General features: G+C 70.4%; 17 protein-coding genes. 11 read left to right on the top strand and 6 right to left on the bottom strand.

What is annotated here, in order from left to right:
* Nucleotides 1-111: 111 nt before the first annotated feature.
* Complete coding sequence (locus ABFS34_12055; protein ID MEN8376173.1) at nt 112-1,188, bottom strand: sialidase family protein; 1,077 nt, start codon at nt 1,186-1,188, stop codon at nt 112-114.
* A 126-nt stretch (nt 1,189-1,314) separates the two neighbouring features.
* Here ABFS34_12055 and ABFS34_12060 point away from each other — a divergent pair, with 126 nt between their 5' ends.
* The gene (locus tag ABFS34_12060; GenBank protein MEN8376174.1) at nt 1,315-2,760 is read left to right on the top strand and encodes a hypothetical protein; all 1,446 of its coding nucleotides are present in this window, start codon (nt 1,315-1,317) and stop codon (nt 2,758-2,760) included.
* On the opposite strand, the gene ABFS34_12065 is transcribed toward ABFS34_12060, so the two are convergent.
* Genes ABFS34_12065 through ABFS34_12075 form a run of 3 tightly spaced genes read right to left on the bottom strand, consistent with a single transcriptional unit; the run spans nt 2,757 to nt 5,214 of the window.
* Nucleotides 2,757-3,992 (bottom strand): Glu/Leu/Phe/Val dehydrogenase dimerization domain-containing protein, encoded by a 1,236-nt coding sequence (locus ABFS34_12065; GenBank protein ID MEN8376175.1) that lies wholly within the window; start codon nt 3,990-3,992, stop codon nt 2,757-2,759. The two genes, ABFS34_12060 and ABFS34_12065, sit on opposite strands and share 4 nt — an antisense overlap.
* Nucleotides 3,989-4,375 carry an XdhC family protein gene (locus tag ABFS34_12070; protein MEN8376176.1) on the bottom strand — a complete coding sequence of 129 codons (387 nt, stop codon included), beginning with the start codon at nt 4,373-4,375 and terminating at the stop codon, nt 3,989-3,991. Before ABFS34_12070 ends, ABFS34_12065 begins: the two co-directional genes overlap by 4 nt.
* A complete protein-coding gene (locus tag ABFS34_12075) occupies nt 4,372-5,214 on the bottom strand; it encodes an XdhC family protein (protein MEN8376177.1) in 843 nt (280 codons plus the stop codon). Before ABFS34_12075 ends, ABFS34_12070 begins: the two co-directional genes overlap by 4 nt.
* A gap of 114 nt (nt 5,215-5,328) precedes the next feature.
* On the opposite strand from ABFS34_12075, the gene ABFS34_12080 reads away from it, so the two are divergent.
* Nucleotides 5,329-5,805, top strand: coding sequence for a (2Fe-2S)-binding protein (locus tag ABFS34_12080; protein ID MEN8376178.1), 477 nt, complete (start codon nt 5,329-5,331; stop codon nt 5,803-5,805).
* A gap of 16 nt (nt 5,806-5,821) precedes the next feature.
* Here ABFS34_12080 and ABFS34_12085 read toward each other — a convergent pair whose 3' ends face one another.
* Entirely contained in the window at nt 5,822-6,193 is a 372-nt protein-coding gene (locus tag ABFS34_12085) for a DoxX family protein (GenBank protein ID MEN8376179.1), read from the bottom strand.
* A 160-nt stretch (nt 6,194-6,353) separates the two neighbouring features.
* Between ABFS34_12085 and ABFS34_12090 the strand changes: the two genes are divergently transcribed.
* Nucleotides 6,354-7,997, top strand: coding sequence for a hypothetical protein (locus ABFS34_12090; GenBank protein ID MEN8376180.1), 1,644 nt, complete (start codon nt 6,354-6,356; stop codon nt 7,995-7,997).
* Nucleotides 7,994-8,530 (top strand): DUF1572 family protein, encoded by a 537-nt coding sequence (locus ABFS34_12095; GenBank protein MEN8376181.1) that lies wholly within the window; start codon nt 7,994-7,996, stop codon nt 8,528-8,530. Before ABFS34_12090 ends, ABFS34_12095 begins: the two co-directional genes overlap by 4 nt.
* Nucleotides 8,531-8,572: 42 nt before the next feature.
* Here the strand turns inward: ABFS34_12095 and ABFS34_12100 are convergent, their stop codons facing one another.
* Entirely contained in the window at nt 8,573-9,301 is a 729-nt protein-coding gene (locus ABFS34_12100; protein MEN8376182.1) for a hypothetical protein, read from the bottom strand.
* A gap of 112 nt (nt 9,302-9,413) precedes the next feature.
* On the opposite strand from ABFS34_12100, the gene ABFS34_12105 reads away from it, so the two are divergent.
* The 7 genes from ABFS34_12105 (at nt 9,414) to ABFS34_12135 (ending at nt 17,538) form a co-directional block, all read left to right on the top strand.
* Entirely contained in the window at nt 9,414-10,100 is a 687-nt protein-coding gene (locus tag ABFS34_12105) for a DUF2461 domain-containing protein (protein MEN8376183.1), read from the top strand.
* A 37-nt stretch (nt 10,101-10,137) separates the two neighbouring features.
* On the top strand, nt 10,138-10,920 hold the full coding sequence (locus ABFS34_12110; protein ID MEN8376184.1) for a class I SAM-dependent methyltransferase: 783 nt from the start codon (nt 10,138-10,140) through the stop codon (nt 10,918-10,920).
* On the top strand, nt 10,917-12,008 hold the full coding sequence (locus tag ABFS34_12115; protein ID MEN8376185.1) for an oxidoreductase: 1,092 nt from the start codon (nt 10,917-10,919) through the stop codon (nt 12,006-12,008). Before ABFS34_12110 ends, ABFS34_12115 begins: the two co-directional genes overlap by 4 nt.
* A 173-nt stretch (nt 12,009-12,181) precedes the next feature.
* Complete coding sequence (locus tag ABFS34_12120) at nt 12,182-12,475, top strand: HU family DNA-binding protein (GenBank protein ID MEN8376186.1); 294 nt, start codon at nt 12,182-12,184, stop codon at nt 12,473-12,475.
* 485 nt (nt 12,476-12,960) lie between these two features.
* Entirely contained in the window at nt 12,961-13,563 is a 603-nt protein-coding gene (msrA, locus tag ABFS34_12125; protein MEN8376187.1) for a peptide-methionine (S)-S-oxide reductase MsrA, read from the top strand.
* Nucleotides 13,560-15,566 (top strand): hypothetical protein, encoded by a 2,007-nt coding sequence (locus tag ABFS34_12130; protein MEN8376188.1) that lies wholly within the window; start codon nt 13,560-13,562, stop codon nt 15,564-15,566. The genes msrA and ABFS34_12130 overlap by 4 nt, the downstream gene beginning before the upstream one ends.
* Before the next feature lie 199 nt (nt 15,567-15,765).
* Entirely contained in the window at nt 15,766-17,538 is a 1,773-nt protein-coding gene (locus ABFS34_12135; protein ID MEN8376189.1) for a hypothetical protein, read from the top strand.

The following is a 17,538-nucleotide window of genomic DNA, read 5'->3' on the forward strand; positions in this document are numbered from 1 at the left end:
CCTTGCCGTAGCGACGGCTACGGCGCGTCGTTCCGCCTTGCCCCGCGGGCGCATCACGCGCCTCGGTGCACACGGGACTTCCGCGCCGGCACACTAGGTGTCGGGCGCGCCTCACTCGGGCGCGGCGCTCGCGTCTACGCACAGGATGCGGGGCAGGAAGCCGGCCAGCAGGCTCCACGTCGCGCCCCCGTCGGGGCTTCCGAACAGGTGCCCTCCCGACGTGCCGCAATATACCCCGATCGGGTCCAGCCCATCCGTCGCCAGACCTTCCCGCAGGACGGTCACGTAGGCGTGCTCCTGGGGCAGGCCGTTCTCCAGGCTGGACCAGGAGGCGCCCGCGTCCCTGGTTTCGTAGACTCTCAGCCGCCCGTCCACCACGGTCCGCATGTGGCTGGAGATCTCCGGAACCACCCACGCCCGATCGGCATCGGCCGGGTCGATGGCCAGGGCGTACCCGTAGTCGCTCGGCAGGCCCGCGGTGATATCGACCCAGCTGTCTCCCGCATCGTCGCTTCGATACGTGCCGCAGTGATTCTGCTGATAGATGCGACCCGGTCGAGTAGGGTGCGGCGCCAGCTTGTGGACGCACTGGCCCGAGGCCGGGTAGCGCTCGGGCTGGAAGCAGGCTCGCACACCCGCGTTTCGCGGCGTCCACGAGGCGCCGGCGTCGTCCGAGCCGTACACACCCCCGGCCGAAATCGCGGCGATCAGCGCGTCCCCATCGCCCGGGCTCGCCCACACGTCCGTGAGCGCGAGCCCGCCTCCCATCGGCTGCCAGGTGCTCCTGGTGGGGTGGTCGTTCAGCGCCGCCACAGGCGACCACGACCGCCCGGCGTCGCGCGAAACGAACAGCCCCGCGGGCTCCACCCCCGCGTAAAGCACGTCGGGGGCGCCTGTCGCTCCGGGGGCCAGGCGCCATATTGCACGCAGGCCCCGCTCGTCGTCGTGCGAGGGGGCAGCCTCCAGGGTTTCCCAGGTGCGGCCCCCGTCGCCGCTCCTGTGCAGGTGACTGCCCCAGACCCGGTGCGTCGTCGCGGCCCACAGAAGCCCGGTACGCGCATCGTGGAACGCGTGGTACACCTCCCGGCCTTCCAGGAACGGCCGGCTGAGATCCCAGCGATGCCGATCGGTCGAGCGAGCTATGATCAGGCCCCGACGGGTCCCGATGAGTAGGAGAATGGACGACACGGACGATCGCTGGTTGGGGGAAACGTCGGCGGCCGAATGTTGGCACTTCGGCCAGATCCCGCAAAGCCCTGGCGGCTTGCAGGAGCGCCCGCGCCCGCCCCATCATCGCAGACCCGAGTCCCGACGATGAGCAACGCTTCAGACCCCCACGCACGCGCGACGGGAATCGGATCGCGCGAACTCGCCGAGGCCGGCGTCCATCTCGATCCCATCGACGCCGAGCGCGAACGCCGCCTCGAGCTGATCAACTACAACGTCGTCACCTACCCGATCCTGAGGCTCGTCGGATTCTCGATCCTCGGGGCCATCGTCGTGCTCCACAACACCGCGGTGCTGGGCGATGAGCAGTACCGGCTCGTGCTCAGCTACGCGGGTGCCGTGTTCGCCTACTGCTTGCTCAGTTGGGTCCTGTTACGCGCATTCTACGCGCGTTCCCTGGCGTGGGCGTTCGACCTGGGCGACGTGTTCTTCGTTCTGGACCTGGGCTTGATCGCGTACGCCATATACGCCTCCGGCGGCGAGCGCAGCCTGCTCTTCTTCGCGCTGGCGATCAGGGCCGGAGACCAGGTGCACGGGGGCGTCCTGCGCACCGTGATCTTCGCCCACGCCGCCGCGCTGTCGTACGCGATTCTGGTGGGCTGGCTCTACTTCGGCGAAGCGCGTCTGCTGGACCTCCCCGCCGAGGAGGCCAAGATCCTTTTCATCTACGCCACCGGCCTGTGGCTGGCGCTCAGCGCTTGGCCGGCCGAGAGGATCCGCGACCGAACGGGCGCGGCGGTGAGGTTCGCGTCCGAGGTGCTGGCGCGACTGGAGATCCGTTCGCGCGACCTGGCCGAGCAGACGCGGCACGCCCGGATTCTGCGTCGCAAGGCGGACGGGGATGCGCGCGCAAGGGGCATCGCGATGGCGCGACTCGGCCGCGAATTTCGAGGCCCTTTGACGCGCATCGGCAGCGCCCTGGGCGGCGCGCAGACGGGGGAGGGCCCGCCGGCCAACGTGGCCGACATCCGAGCCGCCGCGGAGTCGATGGAGGGCCTGATCCAACGCTTCGGGGACATCGGCACCGAAGAGAGGGAAGGGCCTACGCTGGACTCGGTGTCCCTTGCACCGCTCCTGAACCAGGTCGTGGCGCAGCTTCGCTGGTGGCTCGAAGATCGGGAAATCAGTTTCCGCCCCAGGGTCGCCGAGCCGGACATCGGATCCCTGCGGGTACACGCCGACCCCGGGTGGCTCGAGGAGGCGCTCTGGAACGTGTCCTGGCTGGTCGTGCGCGGCGCGGCGCGAAGCGCTGCCATCGACCTGACCGCCGCCGCGCGCGCCGGGAAGGTGCACGTGACCGTGCGCGACCCGGCGGCCAGGGTGGCCGCGTCCACTCGCATGGTGCTGCGCCGCATGGCCGTCGAAGGCGGCCCACACGGCACCGCGGGCGAGGAGCACGCCGCGGAGGACGAGCGCAGCGAGCTCCTGGTGGCGCGATCGCTCGTGGCGGCGATGGGCGGGGCCCTCACCGTGGAGGTGGGGGACCGCGAGGGCATCACCGTGACGCTGGCGCTCCCGGCCGCGGTCGCCTAGGCCGCCAGCCGGTCCAGGGTGGTCTCCAGGGCGGCGGCCAACATGCCCCGCTCGCCGCCCGCCCGCTCGGCGACCTCGTCGACGCCGTCCACTATGGTGTCGTTCACCGCGGCGAAGATCGCTTCCGGATCCGTGGAGCCACCTGGCTCCATGAGGTAGCTGTACGCGCGCGCCATGCCGCAGTTGGCGAGGATGTCCGCGAGGACCGTGAACCGGCCATCGGCGCCGCGACACACCTCCGTGGCGCCGAAGGCGCGCTCGTGGAAGGGCTGATTGGCGCCGCAGCCCAGCACCTCCGCCCCGGAGGCCGCGATCCGCTCCAGCCGCGCCTCGTCCAGCGTCGCGGACGCCGCGGCCGCCACGAACACGGCGCTGGGGACGTCGTCCAGCCTCGCTTCCGCGCTGCTGGCCGTTCGAGGATCGTCCGCCGGCAACGTTTTCGGAGGCCCCGCGGCGATCAGCGCTTCTACGCCGGCGGCGTCGATTCCGTCCCGATCGACGAGCACGCGGTGGGCGTCCGAGATGCCGACGATCCTGGCGCCCGCCCGGGCCAGGTAGAGCGCGCAGGCGGCGCCCACGTTGCCGAAGCCTTCCACGCGCACGGCCGCCCTGTCCAGGGGCCGTCCGAACCGTTCGTAGGCGCGCTGGATCGATCGCGCCACGCCGAAGCCGGTGATCAGGTCCGCCACGGTCGACGGGCCTCCGGCGAGCCCCAGTCCCGGCCCCACCCTCGCCTTCACCCCGTCGTCCAGCTTGCCGAGGATGGCTTCGAGGCCTGCGCCGCCGCCCAGGTGGCCCCGCACCACGCCTTCCTGAGGGTGGCCAAGCCCCGCCGCGCGAAAGCACGGCAGGACGTCGGCCACCTCGTCGACGCCCAGGTCGCCGCCGGTGCCCACGCAGTCGCGCAGGTAGGGGCTGATCGCGCGGAACCAGCGCCGCAGCACGTCTGCCTTGCCCGGGTCCCGCGGGTCGAAGTTGATGCCCGCCTTGGCTCCGCCGATACCGGGGCCGGCGATGGCGAACTTCAGTTCCATGGCCTTGGCCAGGTAGACCACTTCGCGCTCGTGCAGGCCGACCCTCATGCGTGTCCCGCCCCCAGCGGCGCCGCCCCGCAGCGAGTTCACGATCAGCCAGCCCTGGGCGCTGCTCTCGGGGTCGTCCCAGCGGATGCTGAGTTCCGGGGGCGCCCGCAGGTAGCGCTCGTAGCGGCCCCACAGCGCGAAGTCGCTCACGCGGTATCCTGGACGGGAGCAGTGCCGATGGGCTCCACGAACACGTCCATCACGCCTCCGCACACCGCCGGGCTCAGCGACTCCACGTCGTCGGTCAACTCGACGCGAACCAGCACCGCCTGCCCGGTCCGCATGACCGCCTGGGCGGCTTGCAGGACGTCGGCTTCGCCGCAGCCGCCGCCGATGGTTCCGACGCTGTCGCCCGACCCCAGGATCAACATGCTGGCGCCCGCGGACCTGGGCGTGGAGCCGCGCGCTCGGACGACGGTGGCCAGCACCCCGGGGTGGCCCGTCGCCACCGCCGATACGACGGCCTCCAGCACCGGGTCCGCGGAGCGCGCGTCGGCGCGCCCGTCGCCGGGCATGGTGTGAGCTCTCGTCATTCGATTTCGGGGGTCATCAGTCTGTCCAGCACCCGCACCCGGTCGCGCAGCGAGCCGGGCGGGGCCACTCCGCGCCGCACCGCGATCAGCTCCGCGGCGATGGCGACGGCGATCTCGGCGGGCGTCTCGGCGCCGATGTCCAGGCCCACCGGCGCGCGCAACGCCGCCAGCCGATCGTCGGCAACGCCCGCTCCCCGCAGCGCCAGGAAGGCGGCGCGTACCCGGCGCCTGCTGCCGATCAATCCCACGTACGCGGGGCGAATCGATCCCGCAAGCACGGCGCGCAGGCAGTCCAGGTCGTGCGCGTGACCGCGGGTGACCAGCACCAGGTACGTCTCGGCGCTGACCGGCAACTCCAGCAGCGCGTCTCCGAAGTCCACCAGGCGCGTGCTGACCCCGGCCGCGAAGCGAGCCGGGTCGACGAACTCCTCGCGGTCCTCCACCACGGTGACCGAGAAGCCCAGCCTCACACCGAGAGCGGCCAGTTCTACGGCGATGTGCCCACCGCCGGCGATCACCAGCGGGTCCGTGCGTCTGTACCCCTGTGCGAACAGCGCGAGCCCACCGCTCAGGGCCCGATAAGCCGAGCCCGCCTGCGCCAGCGCCTCGCGCCCCGTCTCCAGCGCCGCTTCGTCCAACCCGGGGGACCCCAGAGAGCCCTCCAGGCCGGACTCTCGAACGAGCACGTGGCGAGCCGCGCTTGCGATCGATCCGGGCGCGTCGGGCACCAACCTGACCACCGCCACAGGGGTCCCGCCGCGCCGTGCTTCCAGGCACGCCTGGGCGGCGGCGCCCACGCCGGACGCCGCCCCGGCGGTCGGGAGATTGGTCTGCTGCATACCCCGAATCTAGCAGAACGCGAAGAGCCCCGGCGAGAGGTGGGAGGAGGCGGCGCCGAGTCGCGGTGGCCCGATCCGCTTGTTGCCCCCCGGGCGCGGTCCTAGACTGCTGACATGAGCGAGATCGTTACCCTGACGGTGAACGGCCACACGTACGAGGCGGCCGTTCCGGTCCACTACACGCTGCTGGAGACCCTGCGCTACGCGCTCCGGCTGACCGGCTCCAAGCAGGGCTGCGACAAGGGCGATTGCGGGGCGTGCACGGTCCTGGTCGACGGCACGCCGGTGCTCGGCTGCATAACTCCCGTGTGGGAAGCCGAGGGCGTCGAGGTGCGCACGGTCGAGGGGCTCGCCGGGATCGGCGAGCCGCACCCGCTGCAGGCGGCCTTCGACGAATTCGGCGCCGCGCAGTGTGGCTTCTGTACCCCGGGCATCCTGATGTCGGCGGCGGCGCTGCTGGAGCGCAATCCGGCGCCGAGCAGGCAGGACATCAAGGAAGCGCTGTCCGGCAATCTGTGCCGGTGCACGGGCTACGCGAAGATTTACGACGCGGTCGAGAAGGCGGCGGGAGCGGCGGCCGAGGGCGCCTGAGCGGCTGCGGGGCTCGCTAGTCCTGAGAGCCGGCGGTGTCCCTGGCCGAGCCAGCCAGCACGACCAGCAGCCCGGCCGTCACCAGAAGGTCGCGCTCCAGCCCGGCTGTGATCCCCCCCGGGATCTGCACCGTCGCCAGCGCTCCCACGATGATCGCCAGAAGCACGATCGCGGCGGGCCGGCGCAACGGCCCGACCAGTAGGAGCGGAGCGGCCACCGTTTCTACGATGCCGATGACGACGCCGAGCCAGCCCGGCAGGCCCCAGCCCACGAACTTGTCCGCCGCGAAGCTCCAGTCGGTGGCCTTGGGTACGCCGTGCCACAGGAAGACGGCGGCGATGGTGACGCGAAGGGCGATGGCGGACGCGGCGGGAAATCGGACGTTCATCGGCGGCTGACTCGTCTGGTTGCGTGTGATTGAGCCCTGCTAATTCCGGCGACGCCGCCGGCGTTCCCGGACGCTTGCGGGGGTGCGTCCGGCCGGGTACGGTGAACCTGGACGCTACTCGCCCCAGCGCAACCCGGATACCCTCGACGTGGATCGAGCCATGACCTCCAGCGCTTCACGCCTCGCCCTGCTTCTCATCCTCGCGGCTTGGGGCGTCGCGTGCGGAGACGACGAGGGGCAGTTGCTGGAGATTCTGGCGATCAATCCGGGGTCGGCGCTGGCGGGTGGACCGGCCTTCACGTTGACGGTGCGGCTCACGGAAGGGTCCAGCGTGCTCCGCGCGCCCGTGGAGATCGTCTTCAACGGCCAGTCGCGCGCCGCGACCATCACCTCGGATCGCGTCGCCACGGCGACCATCCAGGCGTCCGAGGTCGTGGCTCCGGCGGTCGTGCAGGTGGGAATACGCATGGACATCTCCACTTCGATGGAGCCCGCGTTCTTCCTGGAGTCCGACCTCGTGCCGTTCGAAATCCTGGATCTGCCGATAATGGAGATCAGGATCAGCCCGGCGGACACTACGGTCGAGCTCGGCGATACCGTGACGTACGCCGCGACTGCTACGCTTTCGGACAATCTGACGATGGTCGACGTCACGCAGCAGGTGATCTTCGGGACCACCGACGCCAGCGTAGCCGTCATGGACGTCGACGTCGCGCGCACCGTCGGCGTGGGGCAGACAGCGGTCACGGGCGCCCACATTAGCGGCATTCCCATGTCGCCGGCCACGCTGGCGGTGGTGGTGGCGCCCGGCGGCGGCAACACGGTGGGCTTTCTGGGGGGCTCCGTCGGATCGGACCTCGTCAACGTGGTCTGCTTCGACCGGAGCGCCGGGAGGCTGGGCACGGTGGGCACGGTCTCGATCGGCTCGCCGGTGATGGACGCGACCTTCGCCTCCGCGGAGGGGGTGATCGTCATCCGCACCACCAACGACGTGCAGACCTGGCGACCGGCCGAGCCGTGCGACATCGAGCTCGTGGCGTCCGCTCCATTCGACGGCCTCGCGGACCTTTCCGAAGGCAGCTACAGCCCCGACGTGGGAGTCATCGGCTACGGCGACACCGGCGCGGGCAGCAAGATCCGGTTGTTCGGAGTGCGCGCGGACGCCGCGGCCGATGAGCTGGAGGCGCTGGATCCGTTCCCGACCGGGGCGATCGCCGGCGTGGCATGGACCATGGGCGACGCGGGAATCAGCCTCGTGGCGCGGGCGGGTACCGCCACGCGGGTGGCCACCTCCCCGGCGCAGACGCCGTTTTCCTGGACCCTCGGCGACCCCCAGAACGTGTCTACGGACTTCGCGAGTTGGGGACGCGGCATCGCGGGCGGATCGTTCGTGATCGGCTCCGGCGTGTCGATTCAGGCCTTCGACGTGGCCCAGGCGGACAACACACTCAGCCCGATCGGGTCGAGGCTGGCGACGGAGCAGCTCTTCCGGACCACGATCCTGGGCGAGCGCTGCGTGTATGGCGTGCCTCAGGCGGGCAACAGCCTGGCCGGCTGGAGAGTCGATGGTGCAGGCAACATCTCATCGGCCGGGGCCAGGACGCTCGCCTCCTTCGAATTCCTGGACGGTGTAGAGGCGAGCGCGGGCGACGAGTTGTTCGTGATCGGGCCCATGACCGGCGGGGACGGCGTGCTGCAGGCGCTCATAGTCGACGAATCTTGCGGCGCCACCCCGGCCGGCGGCAGCGTGGCCGTCTCGGGTACGGGCATCTTCGGCGTGGCCATGGCGTGGGAATTCCAGTGAGCGAGATCGGCGCGCGGGACGCCGGATCCACGGAACAGGCCTTCATCGCCCGCTCGCGCGCCTATCTGTCGGGCGAGTACCTGCCGAAGATCAGGGCGTCGGTGGAGCGCATGAGCGCCGAAGATCTGTGGTGGCGCCCGAACGACGCGTCGAACAGCGTGGGCAACCTGGTTCTGCACCTGGCCGGCAACATCCGCCAGTGGATCGCGCACGGAGTGGGTCGTCAGCCGGACATGAGGGATCGGCCCGCCGAGTTCTACGCGGAGGGAGGCATCGAGGCCGACTCGCTGCTGGCGCTGCTGGAGGACGCTCTCGGGGTGTGCGACGACGTGCTGGCGGGCCTGGACCCGGCCTCGCTCCACGAGCGTCGGACCATCCAGGGGTTGGACGTCAGCGTGCTCGAGGCGGTCTATCACGCGGTGGAGCACTTCGCCGGTCACACCTACCAGATCATGTACGTGGCCAAGGCTCGGACGGGACGGGATCTGGGGTTCTGGAAGGTCGAGGGCGGCAAGGCGACCCCGGCCTGGTGAGGGAAGGTCGGCGGCGCCGGTCGCCGCCGACCCGTCGTCGGGCTAACGGTTGCCGACGCGGCGGAAGGGCCGGTCGAAGTCGCGCGCGTCCAGGTCCAACTCGAAGGTCTCACCGTTGACGGTCATCTCGGCGAACTGCGTGCCGTTGAAGTCCACCACCACGGTTCGCTGGCGCGTTCTGACGCCGTCCGGCGTCGTAATCGTGGCCTCGATCTCGCGAGTGATCGTGCCCGACAGCGGCCACGGAAACTCGGCGCGTGGAACGCCCACGACCACGTCCTGAATCAGCGAAGTCGAGCTCATCTCGTAGCTGCGATCGCCGCCGGTGTCGGAGTGGCTGCTGCGCGTGATCTCGGTCTGGCCGGCGCCGTTCCGGGTGCGCGTCGTCTCCTCCCCCGCCAGCCCCGAGATCGAGAATTCGCGGTGGTGCTGGAAGGTCGCCACCCAGCCGGAGCGGGTTGCTTCGCGCTCGGCGTCCACGACTACCTCGACGACGTCGGTGGTGAGCGGATCGAACGACTCCTGGAGATTCCCCGCCGCGTCGAAGAAGCTCACCACGCGGCTGAAAGAGCCTCCGGTGGACGTCGATCCGTCGCCGCCGACCGCGTCGTTCATCGCCGCCAGGTCGTCCAGGGTAGCGTCGGCGGCTACCATCGCCAGATCTTCCGTGAGCGCGACCTCGAAGGCGTTCTGAGGGGCGGCTGGGTCGTCGCCGCAGGCGGCCGTCAACACGGCGGCTGCGGCGAGTATTCCGATTGGCGTGCTGCGCATGCGAGCCTCCTCGGTTCATTTTGGCGGGGAGAGGAAGTCAGTGCTGCCGTTTCTAGATCCTCCAGACTCGGCCGTCCGCCCAATCGTTAAACTCGATCGAACCGGGGATGCCATGACCGCTACGTACTTCAGCGCCCGCACGTTCTCCTTTCTGAAGGAGTTGGCCCGGAACAACGACCGCGCCTGGTTCGAAGCCAACAAGGCGCGCTACGAGGGCGACGTCCGCGAGCCCGCGCTGGCGTTCATCGTGGACTTCGCTCCCCGGCTGAAGAAGATCAGCCCTCGCTTCCGCGCCGACCCCCGCAAGTCGGGGGGGTCGATGTTTCGCATCTACCGGGATACGCGCTTCGCCAAGGACAAGTCTCCGTACAAGACCCACACCGGCATCCAGTTTCGGCACGAGGCGGGCAAGGACGCGCACGCCCCGGGATTCTACCTGCACATTCAACCCAAAGGGTGCTTCGTGGCGGTCGGCACCTGGCACCCGGACTCCGCCGCGCTGAGGTCCATCAGGGACGCCCTGGTCGACGATCCCGCGGGGTGGAGGAAGGCCGCGCTGCGCGGCTCCTTCGCGGACACCTTCGATCTGACCGGGGACTCGCTGTCCCGCCCACCGCGCGGATACGACCCCGAACACGCGCTGATCGCGGACTTGAAGCGCAAGGACTTCATAGGCGTGACGGAGCTGCCTCAGAAGAGCCTGACCTCAGGGGAGTTCATGGACGACTTCGAATCTCTTTGCCGGGCCGGAGCGCCCCTCGTGCGCTGGCTCTGCCGCGCCGGTGGGCTCGCCTTCTGAAGCGGCGCCGGCTGGCGTCGCGACCTGGCAGCGCCGCGTGAGGTCGACCGGCGGGTGGCCCGACCATTTCTCCACGGCGGCCTCGGGCTACGCCCGCTACCGGCCGCGCTATCCGGCGTCGCTGTTCGACGCGCTCGCGGCTCACGCGCCGGCGCGGGGCCTGGCGTGGGACTGCGCGACCGGCACCGGACAGGCGGCCGGCGAGCTGGCGGCGCGCTTCGGCGTGGTGATGGCCACCGACGCCAGCGCCCGGCAGATCTTCCACGCCCAACGCGCCCGGAACACGCGCTACGTCGTCGCGACGGCCGAGCTCGTTCCGTTGGCTTCGGGGCGCGCGGACCTCATCACGGTGGCGCAAGCGGCGCACTGGCTGGACCTGGATGCGTTCTACGACGAGGCGCGCAGGGTGGCGCGCGCGGACGGAGTCCTGGCGCTGTGGACCTACGACCTGTGCTCGGTTTCGCCTTCGCTGGATCGCGAGCTCGGCCGCTTCTACCGCGACGTCGTCGGGCCCTACTGGCCGCCGGAGCGGGCGCACGTGGAGACGCTCTATCGCGACCTGCCGTTTCCGTTCGACGAGTTGAAGGTGGCACCTGTCGCGATCGAGGGCCGGTGGTCCCGGTCGGATCTCCTGGGGTACGTGGCTACCTGGTCGGCCGTGAAGCGCTACCGCGAAGCGTCCGGCGAGGACCCGGTAGGAACCTGGCTCGCGCCCAGGCTGGAGCGGCACTGGCCGCGGGGGGAGGAACGACCGATCCGGTGGCCGCTGGGAGTCCGCGTCGGCCGTGTGCGAAGATTATCTACGAGGAGGGAAAGATGAACGGAGTCACGCTGCGCGCCGGCGCCACCCTGGGCGCCACACTGCTGCTCTTCGGCTGCCGCTCGCCGGAGCCGATACGCCCGCGCATCGAGCGCGGCCCGCCGCCGCCGGTCGGGCCCACGCTGACGACCCAGTCCAGCGGCACCGACGTCCTGCTCCAGGCCATCAGCCCGGTCAGCGACGACGTCGTCTGGGTGAGCGGCCACGGCGCCACCTACGCGTTCACGACCGACGGCGGCACGACGTGGACCGCGAACACGGTCCCGGGCGTGGGCGGGCTGCAGTTCCGCGACGTGCACGCGTTCGACGCGCGCACGGCCGTGCTCATGAGCGCCGGCAGCGGAGACCAATCGCGCATGTACCGCACCGAAGACGCCGGGGACACCTGGTCGCTGCGCTGGACCAACGAGGAGCCCGACGGCTTCTACGACTGCGTCGACTTCTGGGACCGCGAGCGCGGCGTGGCGTACGGCGACGCTGTCGGCGGCCAGCTGCGCATCCTGCGCACGTCCGACGGCGGCCGCACCTGGCGGCGCCTGGACGGGGCCACGTTGCCGCCTGCGCGCGACGGGGAAGGTGGCTTCGCGGCGAGCGGGACCTGCGTGCTCACGCGGCCTGGTGGGCTGGGCTGGATCGCCACGGGGAACGCCTCCGGGGCCCGCGTTCTGCGCACCGCGGACTACGGCGAGACGTGGACGGCGCACGACGTACCGGTGGTGTCGGGACAGGGCGCGGGGCTCACCTCCGTAGCCATGATCGACGACCTCGTGGGCGTCGCGTTCGGCGGCGATCTGGCCGTTGCCGACGCGCACACGGACAACGTGGCGCGCACCGTTGACGGCGGGCTGTCGTGGAGCCTGGGCGCGCAGCCCGCCATGGTGGGGGCGATCTACGGCGGCGCGCACGTGCCCGGCACCACGGGCTCGCTGGTGGTCGTGGGGCCCGGTGGCGCCGACCTGTCGTTCGACGGAGGCGCGACCTGGGAGCCTCTGGATTCCTCGGCCTGGTGGGGCGTCGCGGCGAGCGGCTCGGACGCGATCTGGGTCGCCGGCCCGGACGGTCGCATCGCCCGGATTTCGATCCCGTAGGAGGTCACTGGACGGGTGTTCAATCCCCCTCTTGGCCGCGCCCCGCTTGAGCAAACGAGTTCTACGACGTACTGTGGTGACGAACTCCGGCGTAGCGCGGGCCAAGCGGACGACGCGACGGTCGTTCTCAGCCGCATGCCGGTGCATGAACACCCAACACAGGAGAGGGCCAGGTGACCAAGGATCAGTTCGCTGAGAAGCTTGCCGCCAAGTCTGACGTTTCGAAGGCGAAGGCGAAGGAGATCATCGACCACATTTTCTCGACGGAGCCGCGCCAGGGCATCATTGCGGTCGAGCTTGACGGAGGCCGTGACTTCACGGTTACCGGCTTCGGCACGTTCAGCACGCGGGCGCGTAAGGCACGCACGGGCCGAAACCCCCAGACCGGGCAGGCCATCATGATCCCGGCGATGACTGTACCGACGTTCCGTGCCGGCCGCGGTCTCAAGGAGCGGGTTCGCGTCTGAACCCATAGGTCCGGCCCTCGAGGCGTCCGCCGCGCTGGGCCCGGTGGTGGACGCCTCGATTCGGTACAACTCTGCCAGCCATCCGTCGCCACCGAACGGCGCCGGCGATCAACCCTGCGCCCGTATCGGGGCGTGATCAACCCCGCACCTCCCACCAGCGTTCACTTCACATAGTCCTTGGCGACGGCACCATCTGTCGTGATCCCACTACATTCTCCGGAGCGGCGTCCCGCCCCGCAGCAACCCGGAACCTCCGGCGGCCCGGGGCGTAGACCCGCGCACGTTCGAGTGGGCTAGTGTGCCGTTGCAGAAGTCCCGTAGGCATTCGGCCCGCGCTGCATCCCACGCGTGCGGCGTTGGAACTCCTTGCCGTAGCGACGGCTACGGCGCGTCGTTCCGCCTTGCTGCGCGGGCGCATCACGCGCCTCGGTGCACACGGGACTTCCGCGCCGGCACACTAGAGCGAGGACGAGCAGGGAGTCGACATGAGCGAATTGGATCCGGGCGGCTCGGCCGTGGACCGGAACCCGAGCGCGGTAGAGGCGGCGACCCTTGCGGGCGGCTGTTTCTGGTGCCTGGAGGCGGCATATCTGGAGGTGGAGGGCGTGCTGGCCGTGCGCTCCGGCTACATGGGTGGCCACCACCCGAATCCGTCCTACGACCTCGTCTGTACCGGGACGACGGGTCACGCCGAGGTCGTGCGCCTGGAGTTCGACCCGGCGGTGATCGGCTACGGCGACATCCTGGAGATCTTCTTCACGATCCACGATCCGACGACCCTTGACCGCCAGGGGGGCGATGTCGGCCCGCAGTATCGGTCGGCGATCTTCCACCATTCGGAGCAACAGCGGGACGAGGCCGGGCGGCTGATCGCAAGCCTCGAGGCCGGCGGAACGTGGACCGGGATCGTCACCGAGGTGACGGCGGCGACGGAGTTCTTTCCCGCAGAGGCCTACCACCACCGCTACTACGAGAGGAACCCCACGCAGGGGTACTGCAGCGCGGTTATTTCGCCGAAGCTGGCCAAACTCCGCGCCAAACACGCCGACCGGCTGCGCGCCGGGGTCGGCTCCAAGGGAACCCCATGAATCGATCGATGACCCGACTGGCTACCGCGCTCGGAGCCGTCGCGCTCGCGCTGACGACCGCGCCACTCGCTGCCCAGCAGGACCCTGACGCCCGCGTGGCGCGCATCGTCTTCCGGCCGGATTCCGTCCATCTCACGGTCGGCGACAAGGTACGCCTGGAGGTCGTCGCGTTGGACGCGGACGGCAACGCGATCCCCGACGCCGACGTGACCGCCAACGTCCAGGGGGCGGAGATATCCTACGACCGCGCGAACGGCATCGTTGAGGGTATCGCCGAGGGCCGCTCGCGCGTGTCGGCGCGGGTCCGCAGGCAGGCGTCAGGACCAATCGGCTTCGACGACGTGCGCGCGTCCGCGACTGTGGTCGTCGGGCCCGCGCTGGTTTCCGAGGTCAGGGTCGCGGCGATTCCGCCCCTGTTCGTCGGTACGACCTTCCGGCCGCACGCGGAAGCTTTCGCCGCGGGGGCGGCGCGCCCCGGCGTGCCCCTGAGTTGGTCGTCTTCCGACCGCGGCGTCGTGGCGGCCAGCGCCACCGGGGCGCTCCGAGCCCGCTCCGAGGGCGAGGCCGAGGTGAGGGTCGCGGCGGGCGAAGTGACGAGCAGCGCGACGGTGCGCGTGATCGCCAACCCCGTGGCCGCGTTCGCCGACGCCGCAGCCGTGACGGGCCGGGTGGGTGACCCCGTGCACGTCCAGGTGCGGCCGATCGACGGCGACGAGCAGCCGGTAGAGGGCGCGTTCGTCGAATGGGCGTGGGACGGCTCGGCCGGCGCCGCCGCGGACGCGCTGTGGATCGATCGCACCGGTCCAACCAGCGCGGTGCTCGTCGCCCACGATCCGGGCTCGTACCGGGTCACGGCGAACGTGGGCGGCGTCCGGACCGACATCGAGTTCGAAGCCGGCCCCAGGCCCGGCCGTCTGCCGGTGCGCCGGATCGCGCACGGCAACGTCCCCACCGGTCAATCCACCACCGACCTGTGGGTTTTCGAGGGGCTGGACGAGCGCGACTACGCCTACACCGGCACGTATTCCGGCAACCTGCTGTACGCGTGGGACGTGACCGACGCGGCGAACCCGACCATAACCGATTCGGTGCGCATCGACGGCAGGCGGGTGAACGACGTGAAGGTCAACGAAGAGCGCTCTCTGGCCGTGATCACGAGCGAGCACGCGGCCGATCGGCGCAACGGGATCACCGTCGTGGACATCACCGACCCGGCGCATCCCGTAAAGGTGTCACACTATGCCGAGGGTCTATCGGGCGGAGTGCACAACACCTGGATCGTGGGCGACCTGGTCTACGCGGTGCACTACGGGACTCGTGCGATCCACATCATCGACATCTCCGATCCGGCGGAGCCCGCGGAGGTGGGTCGCTGGCAGCTTCCCCACGAGGACCGCTTCCTGCACGACGTGATGGTGGAGGACGGGCTCGCGTATCTGAGCTACTGGAACGACGGCGTGGTCATTCTGGACGTCGGCGCGGGGATCGCAGGGGGCACGCCCACCGAACCGACGCTCGTGTCCCAGTACGCCTACCGCTTCAAGGTGGGCGACGAGACCTACGGCAATACCCACCACGCCATCCGGTACGGCGATTACGTCTTCGCGGGAGACGAGATCTTCGGCTGCGCGGAGTGCATCAACGGACCCCGGGGCTACATCCACGTGATCGACGTGAGCGACGTCGACGATCCGAAGGAAGTCGCCTGGTACAAGATCCCCGAGGCCGGCGCGCACAACATGTGGGCGGAGGACGACAAGCTCTACATCGGTCACTACCAGGCGGGCCTGCGCGTGGTGGACATCTCCGGCGAGCTGAGGGGCGATCTGTACCGGCAGGGAAGGGAAATCGGCTGGTTCATGACGGAGGACGCAACCGGCACCGCGCCGTTCGCGACGAGCACCTGGGGGGCGCAGCCCTACAAAGGGAAGATCTTCGCGTCCGACGGCGCCTCGGGGCTGTGGGTCGTTGAGATGCTGGAGCCCGCCGACCTGATTCCCTGAGCATTCGTCTCCTCGCCGGAGACTGACGGGAGCCCGGAGGGCAATCCTTTCCGGGTCGGCGCGCATCGAAGTGAACGGCGCCAGGATGTCGCAGGGACGCGTGAATCCCGGCGCCGTTGGTATCGTATGGTCGGCTGAAACCGACGTTGACCCCAGGCGCGGGCGCGGCAGTTGGCGCCCTCGTGACGCCCCGAGCACAGTGAACCGACGCGAGCCAGCGCAGAGCCCGCCCCCGGGGCGCGGCCGACCCTCGTTCATGGAGGAGCTGAAGCGCCGCAAGGTGGTGCGCGTCGCGCTCGTGTATCTGGCCGGCGCGTTCGCGGCGCTGGAGGGGGCGGAGATCGTAGTCGAGCGGTTGGGGTTCGCCGACTGGACTGTTACGGCCCTGCTCATCGGTGCCATAGCCGGCTTTCCCATCACCGTCGTGCTGGCCTGGGTATTCGACCTGACGTCTGAGGGGGTGCAGCGGACCGGATCAGCCCAGCCGGGAGAGGTTTCCCCTGGCTCCGCGGCCTGGCTCACGCCGGGCACCATGGCGGCTATACTGGCGGCGGTCGCGCTGGCGGTGGGCGCCGGCTGGTTCGCGGGCAGGGGGGCCTCCGGTGTGGCCTCTCGGGCCGGCTTCGTCAACTCCATCGCCGTGCTCCCCTTCGACAACTTCAGCGGCGCGGAAGATGACACCTACTTCGGCGACGGACTCGCCGAGGAGCTCCTCAACCTGCTCGCCCGCATAGACGGTTTGAAGGTGGCCGCGCGCACGTCTTCGTTCGGCTTCCGCGACTGGGACGGCGACATCCGTGTGGTGGGCGATTCCCTGGGCGTAGCCACGGTGCTGGAGGGAAGCGTGCGGCGCGACGGGGAGGACGTCCGCGTCACCGCGCAGCTCATCGACGCCTCCAACGGCTTCCACATCTGGTCGGAGACCTACGAGGACGACCTGAGCGAGGTGTTCGCGGTCCAGGACCGCATCGCCAAGGCGATAGCGGACACGCTGCGGGTCCAGCTCGCTCCGGAGGATACCGTGAGCGCGCGCCCCGCCACGATCGAAGTGCAGGACCTCTACCTGCTGGGCCGCGACCGCTTCGCGCGCCGCGAAGCGGGACCGCTGAGGGAGGCGATCGGCTACTTCGAGGCGGCCGTGGATCGGGACCCCGACTACGCCCCGGCGCACGCCGGGCTGGCCATGACCTGGGCAGTGCTGCCCGGCTACGGGCCCGTGCCGTCGGCGGAGGCGGCGGGCCACGTTCGCGAGTCCGCCGCGCGGGCCAGCGCGCTCGACGACCGGCTGAGCGAGCCGTACCAGGCGCTGTGTCAGTCGCTCGCCTTCCTCGAGTGGCGCTGGGAAGAAGCGGAGCTGGCGTGCGACGACGCCGTGGAGCGGGCGCCCAACTCCGCCACCGCGCACCAGTGGCGCGCGGAGCTGCTCACCGCGCTGGCGCGGCACCAAGACGCGCGCGCCTCGTTCGAGAGCGCGCTGGAGTTGGACCCGCTGTCCGCGGTGACGTGGAGCGCCGCCGCCAACGGCGCGCTGGTCAGGGGCGACGCGGCCGCGGCTCGCTCGTTCAGCGCCAAGGCGCTGGACTTCGACGCCGGCCTGAGCGTGGCGCGGGCGGTCCGCCTGATCGTTCTGCTGATCGACAGGGACGTGACGGAGGCCGCCCGGTTGGGCGCGGAAATGGGTATGCCGCCCGAGCTGGTACCGGCGGTCGTTTCCGCGGATCGCGGCCCCGAAGAGGCCGCCGTCGCGCGCGAGGCGGTGTCCCTCCTGTACGCCCCCGATCGCCCGGACGGCGCCGTCGTGGGGGCGATCCTGCACGCCATCGCGGGAGACGGCGACGCGGCGCTGGACGCGCTCGAGATGGCGCAGCGCGTCCGCCACGCTCACCTCCCCGTGGTCTACGGCATGCCGGCGTTCGATTCCATTCGAGACGATCCCAGGTTCGTGGCGCTCGTGCGGGGGATGGGGCTCTAG

This window comes from Gemmatimonadota bacterium, from assembly GCA_039715185.1.
Classification (GTDB): domain Bacteria; phylum Gemmatimonadota; class Gemmatimonadetes; order Longimicrobiales; family RSA9; genus DATHRK01.